Annotated in this window: 14 protein-coding genes; 11 read left to right on the top strand and 3 right to left on the bottom strand. The window is 61.3% G+C overall.

Annotation, left to right across the window (positions count from 1 at the left end):
* Nucleotides 1-156: 156 nt before the first annotated feature.
* The 3 genes from PMI03_RS14165 to PMI03_RS14175 form a co-directional block, all read right to left on the bottom strand.
* Nucleotides 157-633: a nucleoside deaminase gene (locus tag PMI03_RS14165; RefSeq protein WP_007694341.1), complete on the bottom strand. Its 477-nt coding sequence runs from the start codon at nucleotides 631-633 to the stop codon at nucleotides 157-159.
* Nucleotides 634-763: 130 nt separating this feature from the next.
* Nucleotides 764-1,189 (bottom strand): SRPBCC domain-containing protein, encoded by a 426-nt coding sequence (locus tag PMI03_RS14170; RefSeq protein ID WP_007694343.1) that lies wholly within the window; start codon nucleotides 1,187-1,189, stop codon nucleotides 764-766.
* The gene (locus PMI03_RS14175) at nucleotides 1,182-1,517 is read right to left on the bottom strand and encodes a helix-turn-helix transcriptional regulator (protein WP_007694346.1); all 336 of its coding nucleotides are present in this window, start codon (nucleotides 1,515-1,517) and stop codon (nucleotides 1,182-1,184) included. Before PMI03_RS14175 ends, PMI03_RS14170 begins: the two co-directional genes overlap by 8 nt.
* Before the next feature lie 258 nt (nucleotides 1,518-1,775).
* Between PMI03_RS14175 and PMI03_RS14180 the strand changes: the two genes are divergently transcribed.
* The 11 genes from PMI03_RS14180 to PMI03_RS14230 all read left to right on the top strand — a co-directional run bounded on the left by PMI03_RS14180 (nucleotide 1,776) and on the right by PMI03_RS14230 (nucleotide 15,052).
* The gene (locus PMI03_RS14180) at nucleotides 1,776-2,909 is read left to right on the top strand and encodes an ROK family transcriptional regulator (protein ID WP_007694355.1); all 1,134 of its coding nucleotides are present in this window, start codon (nucleotides 1,776-1,778) and stop codon (nucleotides 2,907-2,909) included.
* A 9-nt stretch (nucleotides 2,910-2,918) separates the two neighbouring features.
* A complete protein-coding gene (locus tag PMI03_RS14185; RefSeq protein WP_007694357.1) occupies nucleotides 2,919-4,361 on the top strand; it encodes a M81 family metallopeptidase in 1,443 nt (480 codons plus the stop codon).
* Between the two features lie 129 nt (nucleotides 4,362-4,490).
* The gene (locus PMI03_RS14190; RefSeq protein ID WP_007694360.1) at nucleotides 4,491-5,228 is read left to right on the top strand and encodes a FadR/GntR family transcriptional regulator; all 738 of its coding nucleotides are present in this window, start codon (nucleotides 4,491-4,493) and stop codon (nucleotides 5,226-5,228) included.
* 89 nt (nucleotides 5,229-5,317) lie between these two features.
* Nucleotides 5,318-6,826 (top strand): ABC transporter substrate-binding protein, encoded by a 1,509-nt coding sequence (locus PMI03_RS14195; RefSeq protein ID WP_007694362.1) that lies wholly within the window; start codon nucleotides 5,318-5,320, stop codon nucleotides 6,824-6,826.
* Between the two features lie 62 nt (nucleotides 6,827-6,888).
* The gene (locus tag PMI03_RS14200) at nucleotides 6,889-7,836 is read left to right on the top strand and encodes an ABC transporter permease (protein ID WP_007694364.1); all 948 of its coding nucleotides are present in this window, start codon (nucleotides 6,889-6,891) and stop codon (nucleotides 7,834-7,836) included.
* Nucleotides 7,833-8,711, top strand: coding sequence for an ABC transporter permease (locus PMI03_RS14205; protein WP_007694366.1), 879 nt, complete (start codon nucleotides 7,833-7,835; stop codon nucleotides 8,709-8,711). The genes PMI03_RS14200 and PMI03_RS14205 overlap by 4 nt, the downstream gene beginning before the upstream one ends.
* 22 nt (nucleotides 8,712-8,733) lie before the next feature.
* Complete coding sequence (locus PMI03_RS14210; RefSeq protein WP_007694367.1) at nucleotides 8,734-10,521, top strand: gamma-glutamyltransferase family protein; 1,788 nt, start codon at nucleotides 8,734-8,736, stop codon at nucleotides 10,519-10,521.
* A 4-nt stretch (nucleotides 10,522-10,525) separates the two neighbouring features.
* On the top strand, nucleotides 10,526-11,284 hold the full coding sequence (locus PMI03_RS14215; protein ID WP_007694369.1) for a DUF1028 domain-containing protein: 759 nt from the start codon (nucleotides 10,526-10,528) through the stop codon (nucleotides 11,282-11,284).
* A gap of 48 nt (nucleotides 11,285-11,332) precedes the next feature.
* Complete coding sequence (locus tag PMI03_RS14220; RefSeq protein WP_007694372.1) at nucleotides 11,333-13,183, top strand: ABC transporter ATP-binding protein; 1,851 nt, start codon at nucleotides 11,333-11,335, stop codon at nucleotides 13,181-13,183.
* Nucleotides 13,184-13,261: 78 nt separating this feature from the next.
* A complete protein-coding gene (locus tag PMI03_RS14225) occupies nucleotides 13,262-13,813 on the top strand; it encodes a glutathione peroxidase (RefSeq protein ID WP_007694373.1) in 552 nt (183 codons plus the stop codon).
* Nucleotides 13,814-13,990: 177 nt separating this feature from the next.
* Nucleotides 13,991-15,052 carry a class I SAM-dependent methyltransferase gene (locus tag PMI03_RS14230; protein WP_007694375.1) on the top strand — a complete coding sequence of 354 codons (1,062 nt, stop codon included), beginning with the start codon at nucleotides 13,991-13,993 and terminating at the stop codon, nucleotides 15,050-15,052.
* Nucleotides 15,053-15,305 lie beyond the last annotated feature (253 nt).

Genomic DNA, 15,305 nt, shown 5'->3' on the forward strand with positions numbered 1-15,305 from the left:
GCATATAGGCCGTCAATACGGCCATGGGGGAACGATAAATTCCTGAGATCGACGTCGGAGGGCTACAAGCTCCAGGGGCATTGCCCGCTGAATCATTATGGTAAGCATTGCATACTTACGCCTGCGGATGTCAACCGTTTAACAAAGGTTGGCGGATCACCACACGCCGTCGTGCAGCGCCGTCGCCTCTTCGCACAGCATCGGCCCCACCACCTCGACCTTGCGCTGGCCCGCTTCGAAAACGACGCGGCAGGGCAGATCGAGCGTGGGATTTTCCGGATGATTGCCGGTGATCGCCTTGAGCTGGCTTTCGCTGAGACCATAAACGACGCGGCCGACGCCAGCCCAATAGGCGGCGCCGGCGCACATGGCGCAGGGTTCGGCGGAGGTATACATCGCGCATTGTACGAGAAAGCCCGGAGAGTATTGCTGCGATGCCCTGGTCATCAGCACGCGCTCGGCATGACCGGTCATATCCTGCGTCGGATTATAGGCGTTTTCCTGCTCCATCAGCACGGTGCCGTCAGGTCCGACCAGAATGGCGCCGAAAGGATGGTTGCCGTTCAACCGCGCCCGCGCCGCCACTTCGAAGGAACGGCGCAAAAAGACTTCGTCGTTAAGAGGTGCGGTCATGGTCCCTGCCCTGCGATGAAACGCGATATCGCAACTTGCGCGATGCTCATCCGGCTGACAAGTCGCTAATTCAGGGCAGCGCGCGGAAATCCACGGCCGGGCAGAACGACTGCCCGACCGTGGATTGATCTCAGGCGATGCTTTCTTCGAGATTGTCCAGGATCGCGTTCCAACCCTTCGTATGGCCTTGCCTTGCCTCCTCGCTGCGGAATTTCACCTGCTTCAAGGTGATTTTCGTTGTATCGGGACCCAGTTCAGCGAGATCGATGGTCACCACGCTGTCGTCGAGCGAGTATGGCGACTCCCAGGTAAAGGAGAGGCGGGAATGGGGGTCGATCTCAAGATAGGTGCCCGCATGCGGGATCTCCCGCTCGGCGGTTATCATGACGATCGAGAAACGCCCGCCCTTGACCGGATCGGTCTTGACCCTGGACGCCTCACCGCCCGTCGGCGTTCGCATGAATTTCGCCAGCATTTCAGGCGAAAGCCAGGCATTGAACACTTTCTCGCGCGGGGCCGCAATCGTGCGGTTCACTGTCAATTCAAGCTCAGTCATCTCTTTCATCCTTCGAAACGAGTAGATTCTCCAGCGCCGCAAGGCGCAGTTCCCAAATCGACTTCAGTTGCACGAACCAGCCCTCCGTCAGCTTCAGCGGTTCGAGCTCCGCGGCAATGAAATGCTCGCGGCCCAAGGTCCTGCGGGTGACGAGACCTGCCTCCTCCAGCACCTTGATGTGCTTGGAGACGGAGTTCAGGGACATCTCGAAATGCGCGGCGAGCGCCGTCACTCTCAACGCGCCCTCCTGAACAAGCAGCGTCAAGATTTGTCGCCGGGTGGTATCGCCGGCGGCCTTCAGAATTCGTGACAGAGCGTCTTCGTCCATTTATTCATCCATATGGTTGAATATACAAAATCACGCGTGATAGTCAACCATATGGGTGAATATTTTGTATTACCACCAGAGCCGATAGCGGCAATGATGAGTTTGACCGAGGGTTTCTTGTAGAAAATCAATCCCACCCTGCGGGCCTCCCGCCCATAGGCCGCACTATGGATTTAGGTCCTCAGCGCAAGCTATTACGATTGATTTGTTCACTTCCCGAACTTACTGTCAGACTAAATACGCAGGCGGACCATCGAATTGCTCACCTCCTCGCAGCGGCAGCTTCTACGCGTCATCAGCGAATCCGGCCCTCTCAGCCGAACGGTTCTCGCCGCATCAATGGGGCTCAGCAAGGCGGCGATGAGCGGCATCGCCCGCGATCTGATCAGCCTCGGCGTTCTCCATGAGACCGAGACGGTCTACGGCCAGGGCCGGCCATCGATCTTGCTCGACCTGTATCCGGAGGGCGCCTTTTTCGTCGGTATCTCGCTGCTCGAGGATCCGGCGCCGATGGTCCTCAGCGACCTCAACGGCAAGATTATTGCACGAGAGACCATGCCGCTATCGCGTGATCCGGAGATCATCGCGAGCCTGGTCGCCGATGCACTACCGAAACTGCTTGCCGGGCAGCCGGACGCGGCCGGCAAATTGTCAGGTCTCGGCGTCGCCCTCTCCGGTTTCGTCGACGAGAAGCAAGCCAATTGCGTGCAATCCACCCTGCTCGGCTGGCAGGACGTGCCGCTTGCCCGGATCATTCGTGAGAAGACCGGCATCGAGACCTTCATCGAGAACGATGCCAAGGCAGTAGCCGTCAGCGAGAAACTGTTTGGCAGCGCGCGCGACATTCTGAATTTCAGCGTCGTCTCGTTTGGCGATGGCATCGGTTGCGCCCATTTCATCGGCGGCAAGCTTTATCGCGGCAATCACGGCGGCGCCGGCGAAATCGCCCATTGCACCATCGAGCTAGAGGGTTCGCCCTGCCGCTGCGGCAAGCGCGGCTGCCTCGACACGGTCGCCTCGATGAAGGCAATCAAGGAAATGTCGAAGGCGGCAGGTCTTGCCTGCACGTCATTGACCGAGCTGGAAGAAGAGGCCTCGGTCGGCAATGCCGCCGCCATCCGCATCCTGCACCGGGCCGGCGGCGCCCTTGGTCTGGCGATCGCGCACCTGATCCAGTTCAATGATCCCGGCATGATCCTGGTCACCCATGTCGAAGGCAATTTCGACGGACAGCTCGGCACCGTCATGCAGCAGGCGATCGAAGCCAATGTGCTGCCCCGCTATGCCGGCCAGACGCCGATCCGCACCCAGCGTGTTGACAGCGACGTCTGGGCGCGAGGCGCCGCCAGCATCGCCGCCCATAATTTCCTGATTGGTCCCAACCCGAATTAGAGGTTTCCCATGCGTATCGCCGTCGGCGGCATTCATACCGAGTGCAGCACGTATAATCCGGTCCTGGCCGAAGAAAAAGATTTCCGCATCGTGAGCGGCGAAGCGCTGACTGCAGCGCCGTATTTCGCTTTCCTGAGAGATTACGACGCCGAGTTCCTACCGACGATCCACGCTCGGGCGATTGCCGGCGGCCCGGTCGCCCGCCATACCTATGAGGCTTTCAAGGCGGAGTTTCTCGAGCGCCTGAAGCCGTTATTGCCGCTCGACGGGCTTTATCTCGCCATGCATGGCGCCATGTATGTCGAGGGCATGGAGGATGCCGAGGGCGACTGGATCACGGCTGCCCGCGCCCTTGTCGGCGACGATTGCCTGCTGTCTGCCAGCTATGACCTGCACGGCAACATCACCCAGCGCATCATCGACGCGCTCGACATGTATTCCACCTATCGCACCGCGCCGCATATCGATGTCGAGGAAACCATGCGCCGCGCAGTGAAGATGCTGACCGAGAGCCTGAAGACCGGCGTGAAACCGATCCTGCTTTGGGCGCCGATCCCGGTCGTCCTGCCCGGCGAGCGCACCAGCACGGTCGATGAACCGGCCAAGAGCCTCTACGACCTGCTGCCCGGCATCGACGCCATCGACGGCGTCTGGGATGCCTCATTGATGGTGGGTTATGTGTGGGCTGACGAGCCGCGCGCCACCGCCGCTGCCATCATGACCGGCACGGATCGCTCTGTGCTGGAGCGCGAAGCGAAACGGCTGGCACAAGCCTATTGGGACGTGCGCCGGGATTTCGTCTTTGGTTGCGAGACAGGCTCGATCGAGGAATGCGTCGCCAAGGCGATCACGAGCCCAACTACTCCGGTGGTGCTGGCCGAATCCGGCGACAATCCGACCGGCGGGGGTGTCGGCGACCGCGCCGACGTGCTGGCGGAACTGATTGCCAAAGGTGCTGACGGCGTCGTTTTCGCCGGGATCGCCGACAAGGCCGCGACCGAGGCCTGCTATGCAGGCGGCGTTGGCACAAAGCTCGATCTCACCGTCGGTGCCTCGCTCGACACCAAGGGCAGCAAACCGGTAAGAGCTGAATTCACTGTCAAATTCCTGCTGCAAACCGACGATGCAGCAGACCGGCAAGCCGTCGTCTCCATCGGCGGTATCGATCTGGTTCTATCGGCAAAACGCCGCCCCTATCACAACATCGCCGACTTCACCCGCCTCGGCCTCGATCCGCATCAAGCCAAGATCATCGTCGTGAAATCCGGCTATCTGTCGCCGGAGCTGGCTCCGATCGCCAATCCGAACCTGATGGCGCTCTCGCCCGGTGTGGTCGACCAGTTCGTCGAACGCCTGCCGCGGCTGCGCAAGCAGAAGCCGACCTATCCCTTCGACAAGGATTTTGCCTTCGCGCCCGAGGTGTCGCTCTCGGCACGTTCGAGCGGCCGGTAGCAGTCCCGGCTGGGGGGCGCTGCGCAAACATTATGCATTGAGCAGACTTGCACAAAAAAGAGCTTGACGCTGCGCTCGAGTTGAACTTGTATCGAACCAATCGAAAATTGGTTCGGACCATTTCACCTCATGGCAACCAGCGGCCTTCCCGAAAATTCGACCCATGCCCTGGAGAAGCTCCGGGGTCTTTTGGGCTCGGACAGTTTACTGCCGGATGGGAAACTGCCGACCGAGCGGGCGCTTTCGGAGATGTTTGGCGTCAGTCGCCGCGCCATCCGTCGCGCGCTCGAGGTGCTCGAGACCGAAGGCCGCATCTGGCGGCGCCAGGGGTCCGGCACCTATGCCGGCCAGCGCCCGGATGACTGGAGCCAGCATGTCGGATCGATGATTGCCGGCACCAATCTCATGGAGATCATGGAGGTGCGCCTGCGCGTCGAGCCGCAGCTCGCCCAGCTCGCCGCCATGCGCGCCAAGCCTGACGATATCGAGCGCATGTACGAGCTGACGAAGAAGATCGTTGCCAGCGACGATGCCGATAGCCGTGAGCTTTGGGATGGCGCACTGCATCGCCTGATCGCGCAGAGCGCCGGCAACCAGTTTTTCCTGACGATCTTTGACGTCATCAACCACGTCCGCCAGGACGAGGCGTGGCAAACCATTCGCGAATTGGCCCGCAGCACCAACAACACGCGCCCGGCCTCCTACGCCCAACACATGACGATCATCGACGCGATCGCAGCACGCGATCCGATGAGAGCCGCTGAAGCCATGCGCCAACATCTGCTGATGCTGCAGGAGAGCTTGATCCGTGTCACCTCGCTCGACGCGCAACCGCCACGGAAGGAAATGACCAAGGCGTTTGACTGACCATGGGCGCAACTGCGCCGAGACTGCCCGACCGGAGGGGAAACCGGCCGGAACCGCATTGAAAACAAAAATATAAACAGGAGAACAGGATGAAGATCGCCAAATTTCTGACATCGCTGGCCGCCGGCGTGTTGATCGCGCTGCCGGCCTTTGCCGTCGAACTCAAGATCGGCCTTCAGGACGATGCCGACGTGCTGGATCCGGCACAATCGCGCACCTTCGTCGGCCGCATCGTCTATACCGCACTCTGCGACAAGCTCGTCGATGTGACGCCGGATCTCAAATTCGTGCCGCAGCTTGCCACCTCCTGGAAATGGTCCGCAGACGGGAAGCAGCTGACAATGGAATTGCGCCAGGGCGTCAAGTTCCAGGACGAAACGCCGTTCAACGCACAGGCCGTGGTCGACAATATCCAGCGCTACCAGACCCTGCCGGAATCGCGCCGCAAGAGCGAGCTCTCCTCCGTCGCCAAGGTCGAGGCATCCAGTGAACATGAAGTGACCTTCACGCTGAAGGCGCCCGATGTCACTTTGCTTGCCCAGCTTTCCGACCGCTCCGGGATGATGGTCTCGCCGACCGCGGCCAAGGCGGCTGGTGCGAAGTTCGGCGACCATCCCGTCTGCTCCGGCCCGTTCAAGTTCGTCGAGCGCGTGCAGCAGGACCGTATCGTGCTGGAGAGGTTCCAGGACTACTGGAACAAGGACAATATCTTCATCGACAAGGTGACCTACCTGCCGATCCCCGACACGACGGTGCGCCTGGCTAACCTGCGCTCGGGCGATCTCGACATGATCGAGCGCGTCGCCGCCTCCGACGCCGGCACCGTCAAGAGCGATAGCAATCTCGTCTATGCCGATGCCATCGGTACCGGCTGGCTGGGCGTCTACGCCAATGTCGGCAATGGTGCGCGCGCCGACAATCCGATGGGCAAGGACAAGCGCCTGCGTCAGGCCTTCTCGCTGGCGATCGACCGCGATGCCGCCATGCAGATCGTCTATGACGGCACCGGCCTTGCCGGCAACCAGCCCTTCGCGCCAAACAGCCCCTGGTACGACAAGGACATCCCAGTTCCAACCCGCGACGTCGACAAGGCGAAGGCGCTGATCAAGGAAGCGGGCTACGATCGCGTGCCGGTGGAACTCGCGGTCGCCAACAATCCCGTCTCGATGCAAATGATGCAGATCATCCAGTCGATGGTGGCCGAAGCCGGCTTCGACGTGTCGCTGAAATCGACCGAATTCGCCACGCTGCTCGACGCGCAGACGGCCGGCAACTATCAGCTCAGCCGTTCCGATTGGTCCGGCCGCGCCGATCCGGATGGCAATATCCAGCAGTTTGTGACCACCGGCGCCGGCCTCAACGATTCCAAGTACAGCAATCCTGAGGTCGACAAGCTGTTGCTGGAAGCTCGCCAGTCGCAGGACGATGCGGTGCGCAAGCAAAAATATGATGCGGCCGAGGCGATCCTGAACGAAGACCTGCCGATCATCTATCTCGGCCATCAGGCCTGGATCTGGGGCTACAACAAGAAGATCACCGGCTTCGTAGCCTCGCCGGACGGCATGATCCGCCTCGCCGGCGTGAAGAAGGGCAGCTAGTTCGACAGCAGCCTGCGGGAAAGACATCTCCCGCAGGCCCTTACCGAGATCAGGATGCGCTCATGTACACCTACATCGGAAAAAGACTGCTGGTCGCCATACCGACGCTGCTGATCATTTCCGTCTTCGTCTTTTCCCTGCAGAAGCTCTTGCCGGGCGACCCGATCCTTGCCATGGCCGGCGAAGAGCGCGATCCGCAGGTCCTCGAGTTTCTGCGCGAGAAATATCGCCTCAACGATCCTGTCATCTATCAATACGGCTATTGGCTGCAGGGCGTCGTGAAGGGCGATCTTGGCACATCGCTGCGCACAAACCAGCCGGTGTTGACGCTGGTCGCCGAGAAACTGCCGGTGACGATCCAGCTTGCCGTGATGTCGATGATCTTCGCTTTTGTCATCGGCATTCCCATGGGCATATTGGCGGCGGTGAAGAAGAACACCATCATCGACTATCTCGCCAATGTCGTTGCCCTGTGCGGATTGTCGGTGCCGAATTTCTGGCTCGGCATCATGCTGATCCTGCTGGTCTCGGTGAAGCTGCACTGGCTGCCGGCCTCCGGCTACCAGCCGTTCTTCGAGGATCCCTGGCGCTCAATCCAGACCATGCTGATGCCCTCCTTCGTGCTCGGCAATGCGCTCGCCGCCACATTGATGCGCCACACCCGCTCGTCTATGCTGAGCGTGCTCAGCGCCGACTATATCCGCACAGCCCGCGCCAAGGGGCTTTCGGAAGTCGTCGTCATTTTGCAGCACACCTTCCGCAACGCCATCCTGCCCATCGTCACCGTCAGCGCGCTACTCTTCGGCGAACTGCTGGCCGGTGCGGTGCTCACCGAGCAGATCTTCACCATTCCCGGCTTCGGCAAGCTCATCGTCGACGCGGTCTTCAACCGCGATTACGCCGTCGTCCAGGGCGTCGTGCTCTGCACTGCCGTCGGCTTCATTGGTATGAACCTCATCGCCGATATTCTCTACGTCCTCCTCAATCCACGTCTGAGGGCAGCCCTATGAACGCGATCGTGCAGACGGCTGTTGCCACCGCCCCGGCCAAGCGCGCGCCGAACCGAGCCTGGCGCAAATTCAAGGCCAACAAGGGCGCGCTGGTCGGCATCTCCATCATCCTGTTCTTTACCTTGGCTGCCATCCTCGCCCCAATCCTGCCGATACCCGATCCGGTCGCTACCAGCTGGTCGGCGATCCGCAAGGCACCCTCGGCGGCCCATTGGTTCGGCACCGACGACATTGGCCGTGACGTCCTCTCGCGCATGATCTGGGGCACGCGGGCGTCCCTGATGGCCGGCATATTTTCCGTCGCCATTGCGGTAGCGATCGGTGTCCCTCTCGGCCTTATCTCCGGCTATTACGGCGGCTGGATCGACCAGATCATCTCGCGTGTCACCGAAGCGTTCCTCGCGATGCCCTTCCTGATCACCGCGATCGCGCTTGCCGCCTTTCTCGGACCAAGCCTCACCAATGCAATGATCGCCATCGGGCTGTCGGCGACGCCGGTCTTCGTGCGCCTGACGCGCGGCCAAGTACTGGCGGTGAAGACGGAAGATTATGTCGAAGGCGCTCGATCGATCGGGCTTCGTCATTCCAGCATCATCATCCGTTACATCCTGCCGAACGTCTTTGCCCCGATCCTGGTGCAGGGAACGCTCACCATCGCCACGGCGATCATCGCAGAGGCCAGCCTCTCTTTCCTCGGGCTCGGCCAGCAGCCACCTGCACCGAGCTGGGGCTCGATGCTCAACGTCGCGAAGAATTATCTCGAGCAGGCACCCTGGATGGCCATGTGGCCGGGCGCTGCGATCTTTCTCGTCGTCATCGGTTTCAATCTCCTCGGCGACGGCCTGCGCGATGCGCTCGATCCGCGCGAAGCATGAATCATCTGAAAGGACATCCGCAATGACCGCATTCACGACACGCCCGGAAATCCTCGGCACCTTCGGCGTCGTCACCTCCACCCACTGGATCGCTTCCGCGGTCGGCATGAGCATTCTCGAAAAGGGCGGCAACGCCTTCGATGCCGCGGTTGCGACTGGCTTCGTGCTTCAGATCGTCGAGCCGCATCTTTGCGGTCCCGGCGGCGACATGCCCGCGATCATCTATTCAAAAAAGAAGGACAAGGTCGAGGTCATCTGCGCCCAAGCTCCCGCCCCCGCCGGCGCAACGATCGAGCACTATACGAAGGAGGGCCTGTCGCTGATCCCCGGCGACGGCCTGCTCGCCACTGTCATCCCCGGCGCTTTCGATGGCTGGATGCTGATGCTGCGCGATTACGGCGAGCTCACCGTCCGTGATGTTCTGGAACCGGCGATCCACTATGCCGAGCACGGCCACCCCATTCTGCCCCGTGTCGCTGCGACCATTGCCGGCCTTGCCGACTTCTATCGCAAGGAATGGCCGACCTCCTACGAGACCTGGCTGCCCGGTGGCTCCGCTCCGGAGCCGTGGTCGAACTTCAAGAATCCTGTCCTTGCCGAAACATGGAAACGGGTGATCGCGGAAGCGGAGGCAAAGAGCGGCCGCGAGGCACAGGTCGAAGCGGCGCGCGACGCCTATTATCGCGGCTTCGTCGCCGAGGCGATCGACAGCTACGTCCGCAAGGCCGAGGTGATGGATGCCAGTGGCAGCAAGCACAAAGGCGTGCTGACCGCCGACGACATGGCCAACTGGTCGGCAACGATCGAGGAGCCACTGACCTATGATTATCACGGCTGGACCGTCGCCAAGATCGGTCCCTGGGGCCAGGGACCGGCCTTCCTGCAAACACTGTCGCTGCTGAAGGGCTTCGATATCGCCGCGATGGACCCCGCCGGCGCGGATTACGTCCATACCGTTACTGAGGCCATGAAACTCGCCTTCGCCGACCGCGAGGTCTATTACGGCGATCCGAATTTCTCCGAAGTGCCGCTCGATATCCTGCTCTCGGACGCCTATGCCACCGAGCGCCGCAAGCTGATCTCTTCGGAAGCCTCGTTCGATCTGCGTCCGGGCAAAATCGCCGGCTTCGAAAGCCAGTACGATCTCACCATGGCCATGCTGGAAGCGCCGGAAGCCAAGACCGGGGCGGTCTATGAGCCGACCATGTCGCATCTGACCGAGAAGCGCGGCGACACGGTGCATATCGACGTCATCGACCGCGAAGGCAACATGGTGTCGGTGACGCCCTCCGGCGGCTGGCTGCAATCCTCGCCGATCATTCCCGGCCTCGGCTTCTGCCTCAATTCGCGCGCGCAGATGTTCTGGCTGAAGCCCGGCCTGCCCTCGTCGCTTGCTCCGGGCAAGCGCCCGCGCACGACGCTGACGCCGTCGCTCGCGCTCCATGAAGGCCGCCCGACGCTCGCCTTCGGCACGCCCGGCGGCGACCAGCAGGAGCAATGGCAGCTCGCCTTCTTCCTGCGCTATGTCCATCACGGCCTGAACCTGCAGGAAGCGATCGACTGGCCGCTGTTCCACAGCACGCATTTCCCAAGCTCCTTCTACCCCCGCACGCGCGAGCCTGGCGGTCTTACGGCCGAGGCAAATTTCAGCCCCGAGGTGCTCGATGCGCTGCGCCGGAAGGGTCACAAGCTGACGGTTGCTCCGGAATGGACGGTCGGACGGTTGACCGCCGCGCGGCGTGATGCCAGCGGCCTGCTGCGCGCAGCCGCCACGCCGCGTCTGATGCAAGCCTACGCAATCGGGAGATAAGCAAATGACCTGGTCGATCGTTGCCCGCGAGCCTGAAACCGGCCATCTCGCCATCGCCGTCGCCACCCGCTTCTTCGCTGTCGGCAGCCTGGTGCCGCATATTCGAGGCGGCATCGGCGCTGTCGCGACACAGGCTTTCGTCAGCCCGCTCTATGGCATTGATGGCGTTGCGATGCTTGCCGCCGGTCATGCACCGGAGGAGATCGTTACGACCTTGACCGCCCCCGACGACGGCCGCGAGCAGCGGCAGTTCCACCTGATCGACGCCAAGGGCAACAATGCCGCCTTCACCGGCGCCAAATGCGTCGACTGGGCCGGCCATCTGATCGACGACAATGTCTCGGTTGCCGGCAATATGCTGGCCGGGCCTCAGGTGATTGCCGAGACGCTTTCGACCTTCAAGAAGACCAAGGGCAAACCGCTCGCCGAGCGGCTGCTCGAGGCCATGCGCGCCGGCGAGGACGCCGGCGGCGACAAGCGCGGCAAGCAATCGGCAGCACTCGTGATCCATCGCGATCAGGATTACGCCTGGCTGAACATCCGCGTCGATGACAGCGCCGATCCGCTGACCGAGCTCGAACGGCTCTATGCCGTCGCGCAGGAACGCTATCTCCATTTCGCCGAGACTATGGCGACGCGGCAGAACCCTGATGGCATGATCGACCGCCGCGAGATCGACGAAAAGATTGCGGCGCTGGAAGCCGCAAGAATTGCCGAGGGGCGTCCGTCCGCATCTTTCGCCACATTACCGAAACTGTCTTGAGCGGAAACAGATGCCTGATACGATGCGCAAAATCATAAAGGGGAACTCATGACGACCACAGCCGCGCAGCAGATGAATCCCGATGTAAAACCTGTCCTCTCCGTCTCCAATCTGACGACGTCCTTCCTTGCCGATGGCGAGTGGCGATCGGTGGTGAAGAACATCTCCTTCGATGTCATGCCGGGCGAAACAGTGGCGATCGTCGGTGAATCCGGCTCCGGCAAGAGCGTCACCTCGCTGTCGATCATGCGTCTGCTCGCCAAGGGCAGCAGCCGCATCGAAGGCTCGGTCAAGCTCAATGGCCGCGAGATCCTGTCGCTGCCGGATAATGAGATGCGCAAGGTGCGTGGTAAGGATATTGCCATGATCTTCCAGGAGCCGATGACCAGCCTCAATCCGATCTTCACCATCGGCCGGCAGATCTCCGAGGCCCTCACCTGCCATGGCGATATCTCCAAGGCGGAAGCCAAGGCCGAGACGATCCGGTTGCTGGAAAAGGTGCGTATCCCGAACGCCGCCTCGCGCTTCGACGAATATCCGCATCAGTTTTCCGGCGGTATGCGCCAGCGCGTGATGATCGCCATGGCGCTAGCCTCGCGTCCGAAGCTCCTGATTGCCGACGAGCCGACGACGGCGCTCGATGTAACGATCCAGGGGCAGATCCTCGATCTCATCAAGGTGCTGCAGGAGGAGGAAGGCATGTCCGTCCTCTTCATCACCCACGATATGGGCGTCGTCGCAGAGATTTCCGACCGCACCATCGTCATGTATCGCGGCGAGGCGGTGGAGACGGGCAACACCGACGACATCTTCCATCGCGGCCAGCATCCCTATACCCGCGCCCTGCTTTCCGCTGTGCCGCGCCTCGGCTCGATGAAGGATCAGGCCTGGCCGTTGCGCTTCCCGATCGTCGATATCAGAACCGGCGAACGTAGCGAACCCATACCCCTTGCCGATACGGTCGACCACCGCAAGACGCCCATCCTCGAAGTGAAGAACCTCGTGACCCGCTTCAACCTGCATGGCGGACTGCTCGGCCGCACCACCGGCGCCATCCATGCCGTCGAGAACGTCTCCTTCGATCTTGCCCAGGGCGAGACGCTGTCGCTGGTCGGCGAATCCGGCTGCGGTAAATCCACGACCGGCCGCTCGATCATGCGTCTCATCAATCCCAATGCCGGCGAAGTCCGCCTCGACGGCTATGACGTGATGAAACTCGACGCGCTCGATCTGCGCCGCATGCGCCGCAGCATCCAGATGATCTTCCAGGACCCCTTCGCCAGCCTCAATCCGCGCATGACCATCGGCGCCGCCGTGGCTGAACCCTTCATCGAGCATAATCTCGGCACCCGCGCCCAGGGACGCGAGAAGGCGGCCGACCTTCTGGAACGCGTCGGGCTGAAGGCGGATATGATGTCGCGTTACCCGCATGAATTCTCCGGCGGTCAGCGCCAGCGCATCTGCATTGCCCGCGCCCTTGCCCTCGACCCGAAGGTCATCGTCGCCGACGAAAGCGTCTCGGCCCTCGATGTCTCGATCAAGGCGCAGGTCTGCAACCTTCTGATGGATCTGCAGCAAAGCCTCAATCTCGCCTATCTCTTCATCTCGCACGACATGGCCGTGGTGGAACGCGTCAGCCACCGTGTCGCGGTGATGTATCTCGGCGAGATCGTCGAGATCGGCCCGCGCGCCTCGGTATTCGAGAACCCGCAGCATCCCTATACGAAGAAGCTGATGGCGGCCGTCCCCGTGCCGGATCCGGCGCGGCGCGGCATCAAGCGCAATCTCGCCGTCGAGGAGTTGAAGAGCCCGGTGCGGCCGGTCGGCTATGTCACGCCGAGGCGTCGCTATCGCGAGGTCACACATGGTCACCTCGTCCGGATGGATGAGGCCGCTTAAGCCGGATCGTGACCTTGACTTCATTGGAAGCAGGGGGTGATATCCGCCCCTGTTTCAAGATGATTTGGAGTGATTGCGATGACCGACAGCGTACTCGATATTCCGGTAAAGAGGATCGACGGCAGCGAGACGACGCTTGCCGACTACAGCGGCAAGGTCATCATGGTCGTCAATGTCGCCTCCAAATGCGGCCTGACAGCGCAGTATGAATCGCTGGAAAAGCTCTATGAGGACAAGCGGGATGACGGCCTAGTCATCGCCGGCTTCCCGGCCAATGATTTCAAGGGTCAGGAGCCGGGCACGGATGACGAGATCCTGAGCTTCTGCACCCTGACCTATGACGTGCAGTTCCCGATGTTTTCCAAGATCGCTGTAACAGGCGCAGAGCGCCATCCGCTCTACAACAGCCTGATCGGCTCCGGCGTCGAGATCACCGGCGATGGCCCGATGCGCGAGCGCCTTGCAAAACATGGCCTAGAGACCGGGCAGGATGGCGGGGTCATCTGGAACTTCGAAAAATTCCTGATCGGCCGCGACGGCAAGGTTGCCGCTCGCTTTGCGCCTGACGTGACCGCTGACGATCCCCGTCTGCTCTCCGCTCTGGAGAAAGAGCTTGCCCGCGCCGGCTGAGGCATTGCGCGGATTTTCGATAAATACGATTTTATTTCAATGCGTTACCTCACCATGGAGTAGCGGCGCGGAGCTTGCTCGGATTCGCCGCATCATTGCCTCCCCTCTTGCCCAGGAGTATGCTCACGCGTCCCATATATGGACGGAACGCTGCATCAATTCTGGGAGGAGGATGTCATGCGTGAACCTGATGTACAGAAACTCGATGCCCTGGTCGGGCGCTTGGTCGGCGATCTCGGCGCAGCGGTCTCCGGTGTTTTGGTAACACTCGGAGACCATTTGGGCCTGTTCAAGGCTATGGCGGATGGAACGCCGATGACCTCGGCGGAATTGGCCGACAAGACCGGCGTTAGGGAGCGCTACCTGCGCGAATGGCTGTCGGCACAAGCAGCGGCAGATTACGTCAGCTACGACGACAAGACCGAACGCTTCTACCTGACGCCCGAACAGGCGATGGTATTTGCGGAGGAAAACAGTCCCGCCTTCTTCACCGGTGCCTTCGATGTCGTTCAATCCATGTGGCTCGATGAACCGAAGATCGCCAATGCTTTCAAGACCGGTAGCGGTCTCGGCTGGCATGAGCACAGCGCCTGCCTGTTTCGCGGCACGGAGCGTTTCTTCCGGCCGGGTTATAACAGCCATCTCGTCTCGGAATGGATACCGGCACTAAGTGGTATGCATGAAAAGCTCGAAGCCGGCGCTGCCGTCGCCGATGTCGGCTGTGGCCATGGCGCCTCGACCATCCTGATGGCGCAAGCCTATCCGAACTCCACATTCTTCGGCTTCGACTATCACCTTCCCTCTATCGAGCGAGCGAAAGCGGCGGCCAGGGAGGCGGGCGTCGACGGACGGATCACCTTCGAGCGGGCGACAGCAAAGGACTTCCCGGCTGCCGGCTACGATTTCGTGGCGATGTTCGATTGCCTGCACGACATGGGTGATCCCGTCGGCGCCGGCAAACATGTCAAGGAAAGCCTTGCCGACGACGGCACCTGGATGATCGTCGAACCCTTTGCGCATGATTGCCTGAAGGACAACCTCAATCCGGTCGGCCGCGTCTTCTACGGCGCATCGACGATGATCTGCACGCCGGCCTCGCTGGCGCAGGAAGTCGGCCTGGGCCTCGGCGCGCAAGCCGGCGAGTTGAAACTGCGCAAGGTCGCCATGGATGCAGGCTATTCGCATTTCCGCAAGGCGACTGAAACGCCATTCAACATGGTCTTCGAAGTCAAGGTCTGAACCCGCGCCACACCTGTCGAACGCGCGAGATGCAGGCTGGTCTTCACAGATGGGACCGCCTTTACCGAACAGGCACGCGAGCGCCGGTTGGAATAGACCGGCGGCTCAAGCCATTCCGCTTGAGCGACGATTCCGGGTGTCGAACGAGACCAAGCACAGCTCTTACGCTGTGCAGGGCATAGGGCGAAATTAACGGTTTTCCGAAACGCCAGGGCGACCGAGTCGGGTCTCTGGATGTTGACTTTCATAAAAG

This window comes from Rhizobium sp. AP16 (assembly GCF_000281735.1).
GTDB lineage: Bacteria > Pseudomonadota > Alphaproteobacteria > Rhizobiales > Rhizobiaceae > Rhizobium > Rhizobium rhizogenes.

What these genes read in the sequence shown, in the direction of transcription:
- PMI03_RS14165 (WP_007694341.1), bottom strand. Translation starts at nt 633, where the DNA reads ATGACCGCACCTCTTAACGACGAAGTCTTTTTGCGCCGTTCCTTCGAA.
- PMI03_RS14170 (WP_007694343.1), bottom strand. Translation starts at nt 1,189, where the DNA reads ATGACTGAGCTTGAATTGACAGTGAACCGCACGATTGCGGCCCCGCGC.
- PMI03_RS14175 (WP_007694346.1), bottom strand. Translation starts at nt 1,517, where the DNA reads ATGGACGAAGACGCTCTGTCACGAATTCTGAAGGCCGCCGGCGATACC.
- PMI03_RS14185 (WP_007694357.1), top strand. Translation starts at nt 2,919, where the DNA reads ATGCGTATCGCCGTCGGCGGCATTCATACCGAGTGCAGCACGTATAAT.
- PMI03_RS14190 (WP_007694360.1), top strand. Translation starts at nt 4,491, where the DNA reads ATGGCAACCAGCGGCCTTCCCGAAAATTCGACCCATGCCCTGGAGAAG.
- PMI03_RS14195 (WP_007694362.1), top strand. Translation starts at nt 5,318, where the DNA reads ATGAAGATCGCCAAATTTCTGACATCGCTGGCCGCCGGCGTGTTGATC.
- PMI03_RS14200 (WP_007694364.1), top strand. Translation starts at nt 6,889, where the DNA reads ATGTACACCTACATCGGAAAAAGACTGCTGGTCGCCATACCGACGCTG.
- PMI03_RS14205 (WP_007694366.1), top strand. Translation starts at nt 7,833, where the DNA reads ATGAACGCGATCGTGCAGACGGCTGTTGCCACCGCCCCGGCCAAGCGC.
- PMI03_RS14210 (WP_007694367.1), top strand. Translation starts at nt 8,734, where the DNA reads ATGACCGCATTCACGACACGCCCGGAAATCCTCGGCACCTTCGGCGTC.
- PMI03_RS14215 (WP_007694369.1), top strand. Translation starts at nt 10,526, where the DNA reads ATGACCTGGTCGATCGTTGCCCGCGAGCCTGAAACCGGCCATCTCGCC.
- PMI03_RS14220 (WP_007694372.1), top strand. Translation starts at nt 11,333, where the DNA reads ATGACGACCACAGCCGCGCAGCAGATGAATCCCGATGTAAAACCTGTC.
- PMI03_RS14225 (WP_007694373.1), top strand. Translation starts at nt 13,262, where the DNA reads ATGACCGACAGCGTACTCGATATTCCGGTAAAGAGGATCGACGGCAGC.
- PMI03_RS14230 (WP_007694375.1), top strand. Translation starts at nt 13,991, where the DNA reads ATGCGTGAACCTGATGTACAGAAACTCGATGCCCTGGTCGGGCGCTTG.